At 42.2% G+C, this 10,900-nt stretch carries 14 protein-coding genes; 1 reads left to right on the top strand and 13 read right to left on the bottom strand.

Annotated features, from left to right (window positions below; genetic code table 11):
* Nucleotides 1–127: 127 nt before the first annotated feature.
* On the top strand, nt 128–1,228 hold the full coding sequence (locus tag F2B13_RS15005) for a DUF4407 domain-containing protein (RefSeq protein WP_149304575.1): 1,101 nt from the start codon (nt 128–130) through the stop codon (nt 1,226–1,228).
* A 62-nt stretch (nt 1,229–1,290) separates the two neighbouring features.
* Here F2B13_RS15005 and F2B13_RS15000 read toward each other — a convergent pair whose 3' ends face one another.
* From F2B13_RS15000 to F2B13_RS14940, 13 genes are all read right to left on the bottom strand, one after another.
* Nucleotides 1,291–1,635: an Hpt domain-containing protein gene (locus F2B13_RS15000; RefSeq protein ID WP_149304574.1), complete on the bottom strand. Its 345-nt coding sequence runs from the start codon at nt 1,633–1,635 to the stop codon at nt 1,291–1,293.
* Nucleotides 1,636–1,879: 244 nt separating this feature from the next.
* Nucleotides 1,880–3,649 carry a MutS-related protein gene (locus F2B13_RS14995; RefSeq protein ID WP_149304573.1) on the bottom strand — a complete coding sequence of 590 codons (1,770 nt, stop codon included), beginning with the start codon at nt 3,647–3,649 and terminating at the stop codon, nt 1,880–1,882.
* Between the two features lie 53 nt (nt 3,650–3,702).
* Nucleotides 3,703–4,158, bottom strand: a complete 456-nt coding sequence (locus F2B13_RS14990; RefSeq protein WP_198440146.1) for a DinB family protein — start codon at nt 4,156–4,158, stop codon at nt 3,703–3,705.
* Nucleotides 4,159–4,197: 39 nt separating this feature from the next.
* Entirely contained in the window at nt 4,198–4,554 is a 357-nt protein-coding gene (locus F2B13_RS14985) for an MmcQ/YjbR family DNA-binding protein (RefSeq protein ID WP_149276594.1), read from the bottom strand.
* A gap of 22 nt (nt 4,555–4,576) precedes the next feature.
* Entirely contained in the window at nt 4,577–5,107 is a 531-nt protein-coding gene (locus F2B13_RS14980) for a GNAT family N-acetyltransferase (protein WP_198440145.1), read from the bottom strand.
* Nucleotide 5,108: 1 nt separating this feature from the next.
* Nucleotides 5,109–5,435: a Dabb family protein gene (locus F2B13_RS14975; RefSeq protein WP_149276592.1), complete on the bottom strand. Its 327-nt coding sequence runs from the start codon at nt 5,433–5,435 to the stop codon at nt 5,109–5,111.
* 90 nt (nt 5,436–5,525) lie between these two features.
* Complete coding sequence (locus F2B13_RS14970; protein WP_149276591.1) at nt 5,526–6,149, bottom strand: DUF4230 domain-containing protein; 624 nt, start codon at nt 6,147–6,149, stop codon at nt 5,526–5,528.
* 22 nt (nt 6,150–6,171) lie between these two features.
* Entirely contained in the window at nt 6,172–6,522 is a 351-nt protein-coding gene (locus tag F2B13_RS14965) for a DUF4260 domain-containing protein (RefSeq protein WP_149304570.1), read from the bottom strand.
* Nucleotides 6,519–7,271 (bottom strand): cyclase family protein, encoded by a 753-nt coding sequence (locus tag F2B13_RS14960; protein WP_149276589.1) that lies wholly within the window; start codon nt 7,269–7,271, stop codon nt 6,519–6,521. Before F2B13_RS14960 ends, F2B13_RS14965 begins: the two co-directional genes overlap by 4 nt.
* Before the next feature lie 47 nt (nt 7,272–7,318).
* Nucleotides 7,319–8,452, bottom strand: a complete 1,134-nt coding sequence (hemW, locus tag F2B13_RS14955) for a radical SAM family heme chaperone HemW (protein ID WP_149304569.1) — start codon at nt 8,450–8,452, stop codon at nt 7,319–7,321.
* A 136-nt stretch (nt 8,453–8,588) separates the two neighbouring features.
* Nucleotides 8,589–9,152, bottom strand: a complete 564-nt coding sequence (gene ruvC, locus F2B13_RS14950; protein ID WP_149276587.1) for a crossover junction endodeoxyribonuclease RuvC — start codon at nt 9,150–9,152, stop codon at nt 8,589–8,591.
* Between the two features lie 88 nt (nt 9,153–9,240).
* Nucleotides 9,241–9,717, bottom strand: a complete 477-nt coding sequence (locus F2B13_RS14945) for a hypothetical protein (RefSeq protein WP_149276586.1) — start codon at nt 9,715–9,717, stop codon at nt 9,241–9,243.
* Nucleotides 9,718–9,761: 44 nt separating this feature from the next.
* Nucleotides 9,762–10,868 carry a tetratricopeptide repeat protein gene (locus F2B13_RS14940; protein ID WP_232625252.1) on the bottom strand — a complete coding sequence of 369 codons (1,107 nt, stop codon included), beginning with the start codon at nt 10,866–10,868 and terminating at the stop codon, nt 9,762–9,764.
* Between the last annotated feature and the right edge of the window lie 32 nt (nt 10,869–10,900).

Raw genomic sequence — 10,900 nt, 5'->3', positions numbered from 1 at the left:
AAATCCCCAATACACCCGAAGCCTTCAAATTGAAGGCTTTTTTTTGTAACAAATTGCTGAAAACTGCGTTTAATATAACATCATCAATCCTGTCCGATACTTTCGGGCAAATCAAAAAACGAACACTATGTTACAGCAATTCTTTATGCTCTGCTCTGGGGCAGATACCTCAATTCTCGAAACTTGTTCCAAAGGGGAACAGAACAAATATGCAGGAATAGGCGCCACGGTATTCTTTACGGCCGTTATGGCCTTTATAGCCAGCAGTTATGCCCTTTATACCGTATTCGATACGATATACGCCGCTATTTTTTTCGGACTCGTTTGGGGCCTATTGATTTTTAATCTCGACCGGTTCATCGTATCCACGATTAAGAAAAGAAACAGTTTTGGCAACCAACTTTTACAGGCTACCCCCAGGATTCTTCTTGCGGTAATTATTGCCGTAGTTATTTCCAAACCCCTTGAATTGAAGATATTCGAAAAGGAAATCAATCAGGTACTCCTAGAAGAGAAAAATGCTATGACCTTGGCCAACAAACAACAATTGGCAGAGCAATACACCCCGGCCATTGAAAAGCTAAATCAAAATATAAACACCCTCAAAGCCGAAATTGTAACTAAAGAGGCGGAAACGAACGCTTTGTACGACACTTACATTTCAGAGGCAGAAGGGCGAGCGGGCACTATGCTTTTGGGTAAAGGACCGGTATATGCCGAAAAAAGACAGAAACATGATGCGGCGTTAACCGAATTGCGAGCTCTAAAAGAAACCAATGGTGAAAAAATCGAGCATATCGAAGCCCAAATCTACAAGTTGAATTTAGAATATGCCGATGTTGTAAAAAATTCACAGCCTATCATTGATGGTTATGATGGACTCATGGCACGAATAGATGCGTTGGCCCAACTGTCTTGGTTTCCTTCCTTTTTCATTTTTCTCTTGTTTTTGGCCATCGAGACGTCACCGATCATCGCCAAATTATTGGCGCCAAAAGGAGAGTACGATTTAAAACTTGAAGAACAGGAAAGCGTTGTTCGCACGTGGGTTCATCAGAAAGTACAGCAACGCAAGGAACTATTGGCAACGGATGTGGCGCTCAATGAAAAGATTTACGCAGAAATCGCCGAAGAAGAAGCCGTGTACGCTTATAAAAAACAGAAAGCCGAGGAACTCATGAAATTACAGGCCGATGCCTTTCATGATATACAGGTAAAAAGCCTGTAGCAAAGTACTTCTGAAGGATAATCATTGCAGCTTGGATCCGTATTGAAGATTAAGGAACTATGCTAAATAGCTCTGAGAAAAACAGAGATGGTTTCCAAAATTATTTTGAAATCCGAGTCATCGGACGTGTCACCAAGTTGTAGTTTTTCCTTATGCCTTTCTGCAAAAGCAAAGGCCTTTTCCATACCTAAAACGCTAAACTTATACTTCATTCTATCCACGATTTCCGCGGCAGCACGAGGCTCATCAATACGTACGTGGTACAGATATTCACCCATCTCGCCTTTAAATTCAGCCGTTAAAATTGCCACAAACTTCCGCTGAAAATCGAAATCCCTCTCCCCGGCAATTTGTTTGACATACGCTAAACCAGGGCGCTCTTCGATATAGTCTTTAGTGATTCCCATAAAATTCGATCTTCCATTCTAGGGCAAGGTGCCTTGATATCATTCATTTGAAAAATAAAAGTAAGAATATCGCTACGCGGCACCTAGTATTTGTTGTCAAATACCGAAAATATGTGATGAACACCGCTTTACCCGAATGTTTCCGAAAAACAGAACCTGAGACTTCGGTTGATTTCAGTAAAGGTTTCTTTCCTATCACGTGGGCCAACAAATGTGGAAAACATATGGTAACGCGATAAAAAAGCTACACAATTTGCATTTTTCGCAACAAAAACGAGGCATTCATATTTTGACAAATACCCCTTTTGAATTTATAATCAAAATGTAGTTCGTCGTTAATTATTTCCGCATCGAAATAATGGTTTTCTATCTGTGGAAATTCGTCGGCAACCTCGCAAAGGCTTAAATCATGGGTAGCGATTATTCCCGTCGCTTTTGAAGCCACCAAGCGCTCAATAAATTTTCGGGAGCCCTTGGCCTTGTCGGTGCTGTTCGTGCCCTTTAAGATTTCATCCAAGACTATGAAATACCGATCTTTCTGTATCTCGTCTACAATGAACTTGAGCCGCTTTAATTCGGAAAAAAAATATGATTCATCGTCGGTCAGGGAATCGGTCGTACGCATACTCGTAATTAACTTTATAGGAGTGTAATGTACCTGTTGTGCGTAGACCGGTAGTCCGACATTGGCCATGACAATCTGCAGCGATACCGTACGCAAAAAGGTACTCTTTCCGGCCATATTGGCCCCGGTGACAATAAAAAACTGCTGCCGATCGATCTCGAAGTCATTCAAGACACACTTATCCGGTTTCAGCAGGGGGTGACCCGCCCCCATAGCCTTCAATACGACGTCATCATCGCCCAAGATCGGAAACGTATAACCGGGGTGGTTAAAGGCAAAATTGCCCAAACTATTGTAGGCATCAAAATGTGCAATCGTAGCGAACCAACCCTCCACAGCACTTCCATATTGTTCAATCCATTGCTCAATAGTTCGGCTGTGTGTAAGACTACGAAGGAAAAGACCGTTCGCAAAGAAGGCGTAGAGCATATTGTTATTCTTATCGATACTATTCAGTGCCCTAGAAAACCGCTTAATAACAGTGGACGTCTTTTCGGATCCCCCTAGAATCGTTTGCTTTAAATCCTTAAGATAGGTGGACTCAAATTCGGTCGCTTCAAGCTGCGAAAGTAATCTGTTATACTGCTGAAAAGTACTTTGCATCTTCGAGGCTTCATTGCCCAATAGCATGATTTTCTTGATATAAAGCGTGGTTATGCCCAACCCGAAAAACAGCCAAAAAATGAGTGACGCATCAGGAATTTCAAATGTGAAGTACACCGTAAACAAGACGATGGTTCCTGCCGAAAATATCCAAGGAACAAAACGCATGCTTTTTGGCAGAAAGGAGGTATACCGATTTAACCAACCGATAATTTTTTCCGTATCCGTTTCCGTCTTAACCAAAAGGGCAATGGCGGAAAAATTCTGACGCCATTCGGGCATGCCGGCCAGTTCCTTTATGGCTTCTTGCTTCTGGGCAATATGATCGATACGATTTTCCTTAAGTAATCCTGCAAAAGTCTCAGCTCCTTGCTTTAAAGCAGTACGATTGGCATATTGATAGAAAGATCCCCTACCGAACAAGTCGACATCTTGACTGAAATGATGCATTGGGTCTTTGAATTCATTCCCTTCGGGAAGTTCAAAAAACTCATGCTCCAAAACTTTTAATTCGGTTCGATTAATTTGATGAAGCGCACGCAGCCGTTCCCGTTCATACAGTAAGTCGGAATGGCGCGATACCAAATAAAGAAAAAGGGCAACGGCCAACAGTATGATCGCCACAAGCCATTTTAAGTTTCCAAATAGCATATACACTCCAAAAGCGGCCGCGCAAAAAACCATTAATCGAACCATGCTCGAAGCAAATAGTTTTCTTTTGATCGCCTCCAAGGAGCTATCATGTTTCCGTAGCTGCTCCTGATAAAAAGAGGTGGGTTTTTTCATCGATATTCTTGATTTTGATGTAAGGCGCTAGTCTATAAGTTCAAAATGCCGGGTTAGATCTTTTTTACTATGGCGTGAATAATTGCGATTTGCCCCAAATGATAAATGTCGTGTTCTATAATCCCCTTGACGAGATATTCAAAGTTATACTTTCTTCCCGGAACCTTCCTTTTAAGAAAGTCGTCATTGATCTGGCGCAAGATAGCAACCAGTTCCTTTTGGGTAGTCCTTAATTCCATAATTAAACCATCCCATTCGGATTCATTCGCTATCTTAATCAGAGGCCAGTCTTGATCACTATCGATTTCGATATCAAAATCCGGTTCCCCTCGCAACTTGTTAAGGACAAAAACCCTCCAATTCACCATGTGTTTGACCATAACCGCTATTGATTTTGAATATCCTTCGGGCGGTGTGCCGACAACTTTCCAATCGATAGTTTCCAATTTCTTCACTACGGATATGCCGTACCAAGGCTCCCCCTTGAAAGCATTGTTGAGGGTACTCATCAATTGCTCGGTTTTGCTTTCAGACTTCTGGTGCATTATTCATAAGGCTTCAAGTTCGGACCTCATCTTTTTGGTAAGTTTTGCCACTACCAACGCATAGGAGTGATCGGTCAGTTCTATGATTAATTTCGGAGGCAATTCTTCAAGCATCAATGTATTCCAGTGGACTTTGCTCATGTGGTATCCGGGAATGATAGCCCCATCGTATTCTTCACGTAGACTTATGGCCCGGTCAGGGTCACACTTAAGATTGACCTGGGGCGGATGCCTCTCAAGTCCAGATAGGGCAAACATTTTACCCATCACCTTGAAAACCAAGGTGTCAGGACCGAATGGAAGTTCCTCGCTTACTCCTTTCTTCGATAAACAATATTCTCGAAAGGCTTCAATATTCATTCCATACTTAATTGATTTTTATTTATTCCATTAGTACCCTAACTCCAGGCCAATGGTATCTCAATTTAATTACTTCTTGCTCCCCTACGTCCTTACCTTTAACCGTTTCAATATACTTTCCCTGTAAAGCGCTATAAAATTGCTGAGCCGCCTTATTTAGATCGAGTACCCAAAGATACATCCCTGAACCTGGATACCGGACTTCAATTTCTTGGGCTGCCTTACCCATCAATTGGGCACCTATGCCTTGCCGCTTCATTTTTTGTGAGACGTGAAGATTATCCAACAGGGTACCGTACCGGGGGCTGTCATTGAAAAACACACAGGCAAAGCCAACCAACTCTCCATTTTTCTCCGCAAGGCAGACCCACTGATTTTCTACCGGTGCGATTAGTCTGTCCGTCCATACGCGTCGTCGTTCCGAATGTACTTCGTCATTCAAAAATGAATCGCTGAAAGACCCGCGATAATGCTGTTGCCAGCTTAAGGCATGCAAGCGGGCTATGGCTTCTATATCAGAAGATACGGCTTGCCTGAAGATCAATCCCGTCACGCTATTGAATACCTTGCGAATCGTACACGATAACCTTGGACCACAAATCGCTCGATTCTTCAACGAATAATTTATGCGGCGGTTCTTCTTGATACTTTTGTTGGGCCTCGGCAGATTCGAAGGTCACGATCAACGAATAGGTAAAAGAACCGTCTACCACATCACGACTTGCTTTGGGTGGTTTCCCTATAAATTTCGTCTTCGCAAAGGCAGAGTGATCTAAAAATTTCTGCAAAGAAGTTTCAAAAGCCTTCTGGTCTTCTACGCTATTCGGATTTTTCAACCAAAAATAAACAGTGTGTGCAAAATTTGTATCAAATTCTCTCATGCTATGTTTTTGTTCCCCAGACTTTAGTCTGGGAAGGATTAGTATTTTAATTTATCAGTGCTTCTAGCTCTTTCTTTGTTCGATATCGAATTATTCTTCTAACCTTGCCTTTTGTTTTTCGGTAATCTCCAAGGCTGAATAATCCAACTTCCAACCAATGGTCTCTACGATTTTTTCTATAAGAAGTACGGCTTGCAAGGCTTCATTTTTAGCCGTTTCTATCAGCCCGCTTTCCGGTATTTTGGCACGAATATGGTCTTTGGCTTCCTTGTTCAAAAGCGTCAAATCGTCAGATGAGAAGTAATTGAACATACCGCTTTGAATGTCATAGAATTGAATATCCGGTTCAATGGAAAGTACCTCGGGCTCCGGAAAGTTGGTCAAAATGATCCTCTTGTTCATGGTATCCGCTCGAATCTCGACTTTTTTCAAATCATAACCAATATGTGCTTTCGCATTAATTACCAATAGGGCTTTCTTTTTGCTACTTACCAAGCTCATAAAATGTGCCTTGATATTTTCATAGCGATATATTTCTGCAAAATCACCCTCTACGGAAACCAATTTACATACACTTCGTATTTTATCGAGCAACACGGTCGACTGGTGCTCTGTAATTTCCTTCTTCTTCTTTTTTCCAAAATAGGTATACACCCAATACATTGAAATCGCTCCTAAAACAAGTCCTAAAAAAGAATCGAAAATCGTATCCATTCGATATGTCTTATAATTAACCTTATTTCCCTATTTCCCCGAGATGGGTATGCGTAAAGCCCTTTTTGTATTTGAGGCCATAACCGAAAATTCGGTCCATGGCCGAATGCGAAAATAAGATAATCCCAATCAACTGCAAGATGGGCTGTGCAAAGAAGCTCCCCGCGAGGTAAAGTAAAACACCTAGACCTCTATGGTGAAAAATATTATAAGTAACGGCCCCTATCCTATTTCCTGACACATAGCCGACCATGCCTATATCAGGTGTTAAAATCAGTGCGGGAAACCACCACCAACTATAGGGCAACAAACTAAAAAGGTAAATTCCAAGAAGGAATAAAAAAGCCTCTTCCAACTTTATCAATGTTTTCATTTTTTCTCAATGTCATACAGTACCGGTCGGCTCGGGCTAGCATCATTCTCAAAAGACGCCATCTGGAGGTTCAGAAAGTATAGTCCGTCTTCAATGGCATCGGGTACATAAATCAATTCAGTAATGGTCGCCGCTTTACGTAATTGCCCATCAAAACTCCAAAATATCTTATGGGCCTGAAGTGCCCCATCATCCTTCTCTTTATCGACCGATGGAAGGTCGACCAATAAATGCTGAACCCCACTATCGACGAGAAAGTGCATGGCCTCTTCGGTAAAATAGGGCGGATTTGTATCTGTATACTGCTTTGTTAGCTTTGCTCGATCGTTGGGTTGCGTACGGATGACCAATACACCGATTTCTTCGTCCTTCAATGCTACCTTTAAAATATGTTTGGAGATGACCCAATCGTCTTGCCGCAATTCAGGAACGACGGAAATCACCTTGGCCAAGAAAAAAAATTGGTTCATGCTTTGGTTGATCGAGTAAAACTCATCCGTAATGTGCCCTACACCTTCGGTATGTGTACCATGAGCATGAGGATTAAACGATATATCATTGAAATTTACGGATCCTCCTCGAGCCACGTTTCCAATAAAACTTCCTTCGCTATGCGGTTCGATCGTGGGAGGGTCTACACCCCACGCATTGACGTTGGATGCCTCTCCACGGAGCGGAATGGAAATATCCTTGGGTTTTGAAAGGTCTATATTATAATGCTCGCCGTTATAGTGTATCGTAGCTTTCATAGGTGTCTTTTTTGGAAATGTCCTAGGTGTTTTGAAATCGTTTGTGCCTACCCTAAATTAACCATAAATAGATCACTCACTATTCCATCTGCCAAAAAACGTCCTTTTTTAGTGGTAAAGAGCTTATTATCTTGGCCGTGCAACAATCCTTCCTTGAGATAGCGTTCTGCCTGCTTTTGAAGGTAGTCTTTATATTTTCCGCCAAAATCGGCTTCTACTTTGGAGAAAGAAACCCCCCAAACCGTTCTTAGGCCCGTCATCACATACTCGTTGTACCGGTCACGTATAGATAAGACCTCGGTTTCCATTGGAAGAACTTCCTTTTCGATCGCTATGATATACTTGGGATTATTACTTACGTTCCAAGAGCGCCGTATTCCATCAAATGAGTGGGCGGAAGGGCCGATACCTATATATCTCTTCTGCTGCCAATAGGCCGTATTATTTTTAGAGTAAAACCCTGGTCTGGCAAAATTCGATATTTCGTAGTTTTCGAATCCGTTTTCTTCAAGCGTATCACAAAGTTTATAAAAATGGACTTGCGACTGCTCATCATCGACGTTATTTATGAGCCCCTTCTTTATAAAGTTGGCGAGGGCCGTTTTAGGTTCGACCGTAAGGGCATAGCTTGAAATATGGGGGATGTCGAAAGATAGTGCCTTGGCAATATTCGCTTCCCATTGTTCGACCGACATACCGGGAATTCCATATATCAAATCGATTGAAATATTCTCGAAATAGCGAGTCGCCAAAGCCAAGGACCGTTCGGCCTCTACGGCCGAGTGTGCCCGGTTCATCAATTTTAGGTCTTTATCGTCAAACGATTGAATACCGATGCTCAACCGATTTAATTTACTTTCAGAAAGCGCAATTAGTTTTGAACGGGACAAATCGTCAGGATTGGCCTCCAAGGTTATCTCCGGATTCGAAGCCACTCGATAATTTGCATATACCGCTTCGATCAGGCCGTTCAATTCATCAATGCGTAACACACTGGGCGTACCCCCGCCGAAATAAATGGTTTCAATCTCCTTATCGGCAGCTTCATCCCGTCGCAACTCAAGCTCCTTGATCAAGGCTGCGATCATGGTTTCTTTTTTACCCATAGAGGTCGAAAAATGGAAGTCACAGTAGTGACAGGCCTGCTTACAAAACGGAATATGGATGTAGATACCTGACATAGTCAATTTGGCTGCTCCTTGGTTTTCAAACGTACCTCTTCGGAATTTCCGATGGAGGCAAAGGACCCCTCAATTTCACTTGACAAAGGTAAGGATATCGGCCATTGTTTAGTTCAAACCGACAGCTAACTACGTTTTACTTCTCCTTCTTACGAACCCGCGATTCGTTTTGTTTTACAAACGCTTCCCAACCCGAATAGCTTTTACCGATATCGACCCGTCCTTCATTATAAAAATGACAAACGGCCGCGGCAAGTCCGTCAGTACTATCCAAATTTTTGGGTAGGGACTTCAATCCCAATGTATTTTGAAGCATTTTGGCGACCTGTTCCTTACTGGCATTTCCGTTACCGGTAATGGCCATCTTTATTTTTTTAGGGAGGTACTCGGTAATCGGAATCTGTCGCGAAAGTCCTGCGGCCATGGCTACGCCCTGTGCCCGGCCCAATTTGAGCATTGACTGTACATTTTTACCATAAAAAGGGGCTTCAATGGCAATTTCATCGGGGTGGTACGTATCGATCAACTCGATCGTACGGTCGAAAATTAGTTTTAACTTGGTATAGGGGTCACTGTACTTTTTTAGCTGCAGCTCGTTCATCTGAACAAAATGCATCTTTTTACCCGTTATCTTGATCAGGCCGAAACCCATAATCGTGGTACCGGGGTCAATACCCAAAATAATTTTTTCCTTTGTCAACAGAGATGATACTTTAAAATTTAGGTTCTGAAGTTCGATGCTATCCTTATAATCAATGGTTTACGTACTGAGGCCGCCTATGTGCCGCCTATCTTGAACTTAAAACGATGGGGATACGAAACTTGGCACTCACAGGAATACCTCGTTTTAAAGCAGGGGCTATCCTAGGCATGTTTTGGAGGCATTTTTCAATCTGATCTCGAAAATTCGGAAGCTGGGCATTGATTTTTTCATCATTGTGAATATTCATTAAGGTTATTGACCCGTTATCTTCCATTATGAAATCGACCAAAATGGTATCTTTTACCTCTTCCTGCAACTCAAATCCAGCTTCTTGTAAGCTCATTGAAAAGTGGGTCAGCAAGGTTTCCATAAAGCATTTTTTACGCTCTTCCTTGGTAACGATTTCCTCGCAATCATCAAATAAGGGATATTGATCAACGTCATCCCAGTCGATGGCTTGAATTTCTTCAAGTACGAGTTCTTGAGTCTTCTCTTCTTTGGCCGTCGACCAATTACACGCACTAAAAAGTAAGAAACCCCATAAAATGATAGCATACCGCATGGCTCTTCTATTCTACGGGAAAATTACGATTTTTTGAATAGAACTCAATTCCCCGAAAAATGTATCTCTTCCTTTAACTCAGAAATACGCTTGTTAGCCATTTTTACCGTGTATGGGTTGTGATTTCCGAACTTTTCGACGAATTTTTCGTAGTATTTCAATTTGGTGATTGGGTCTTTGTAGTAGCTATCGGCTTGGGTACAGACATTGAAATAAAGTAACGCATTCTCTTTGTCTTCTTCGTAGGCAAGTTGGTAGAACTCTAAAGCGGCCTTGGTGTTGTTTAGAACCCTGGCTACCCGTGCTAACCCTTCATATTCCCTGACCAGAACGGGTTTTTGTACCGCTATGGCTTCCTTAAAATAAAATTGGGCACTATCGGCTTGCCGATCCTTAAGAAAGACCTCCCCGAGATGATAATAGGCATCTGCATTGCCATCGTTCAGGGCAAGGACTTTTTTATACGTAATTTTGGATTTTTCGAACTCCCACGTCTTAAAGTAGCAGAAGGCCAGTTTTGAATAGATAAATTCTTTGTGCTCTCCCAAATCGACCAATTTTTCAAAAAACGGTCTGGCCTTGGCATGTTCATCGTTGTTGAAATAGGCCAACGCTTTAAGATTGATCAGTGCCACATCATCGGCATAAAATCGAAGGCCTTTTTCGGCGTATTTCAAAACCGAATCCTTTTCGCGCTGGGCGACATAGTACTTTGCAATTTCAAAGAGGCTCCGAAGATGGGTACTGTCCAAGGTCGCCGAAATAACAAAGGCCTTATTACCCATAAAGTCTTTCTTTAAAGTCTGCAATGTCTTGCCCAAGTAATAGAAATATTCGGCGTTTGTCGAGTCGAGCTCTGTCAGTTCGATCAGCATATCGGAAGCCACTTTTGGCTTTTTCGTCTTAAGATATACCTTGGCCAACTCAAAACGCGCTATCTGCGAAGTGCTGTCTTTAGAGATGATATGATGGTACTGGCCAATAGCTTTATGGTAATTTCCAATAGCCGTGTACGCCCGAGCAATTTGCAGCTCCGAAGTGTTCGAACCTACTTTGGCGTATTGATTGATGGCCTTGAAATAATTACCTGTCACATAGAGACTATCGGCAACCTTCAAAGTAGCTTGCTGTGCCTCGGCGCTTATTGCCAAGATATATATTAATATAAACGAGGTTTGCCTCC

Source organism: Pareuzebyella sediminis (assembly GCF_008367235.1).
Lineage (GTDB): Bacteria > Bacteroidota > Bacteroidia > Flavobacteriales > Flavobacteriaceae > Pareuzebyella > Pareuzebyella sediminis.
The sequence above is the reverse complement of the archived record's forward strand: the minus strand, read 5'-3'. Positions and strand labels throughout refer to the sequence as shown.

Excerpts from the sequence above, each read along its gene's own strand:
- F2B13_RS15005 (WP_149304575.1), top strand. The coding sequence starts at position 128 with ATGTTACAGCAATTCTTTATGCTCTGCTCTGGGGCAGATACCTCAATT.
- F2B13_RS15000 (WP_149304574.1), bottom strand. The coding sequence starts at position 1,635 with ATGGGAATCACTAAAGACTATATCGAAGAGCGCCCTGGTTTAGCGTAT.
- F2B13_RS14995 (WP_149304573.1), bottom strand. The coding sequence starts at position 3,649 with ATGAAAAAACCCACCTCTTTTTATCAGGAGCAGCTACGGAAACATGAT.
- F2B13_RS14990 (WP_198440146.1), bottom strand. The coding sequence starts at position 4,158 with ATGAGTACCCTCAACAATGCTTTCAAGGGGGAGCCTTGGTACGGCATA.
- F2B13_RS14985 (WP_149276594.1), bottom strand. The coding sequence starts at position 4,554 with ATGAATATTGAAGCCTTTCGAGAATATTGTTTATCGAAGAAAGGAGTA.
- F2B13_RS14975 (WP_149276592.1), bottom strand. The coding sequence starts at position 5,435 with ATGAGAGAATTTGATACAAATTTTGCACACACTGTTTATTTTTGGTTG.
- F2B13_RS14970 (WP_149276591.1), bottom strand. The coding sequence starts at position 6,149 with ATGGATACGATTTTCGATTCTTTTTTAGGACTTGTTTTAGGAGCGATT.
- F2B13_RS14965 (WP_149304570.1), bottom strand. The coding sequence starts at position 6,522 with ATGAAAACATTGATAAAGTTGGAAGAGGCTTTTTTATTCCTTCTTGGA.
- F2B13_RS14960 (WP_149276589.1), bottom strand. The coding sequence starts at position 7,271 with ATGAAAGCTACGATACACTATAACGGCGAGCATTATAATATAGACCTT.
- hemW (WP_149304569.1), bottom strand. The coding sequence starts at position 8,452 with ATGTCAGGTATCTACATCCATATTCCGTTTTGTAAGCAGGCCTGTCAC.
- F2B13_RS14945 (WP_149276586.1), bottom strand. The coding sequence starts at position 9,717 with ATGCGGTATGCTATCATTTTATGGGGTTTCTTACTTTTTAGTGCGTGT.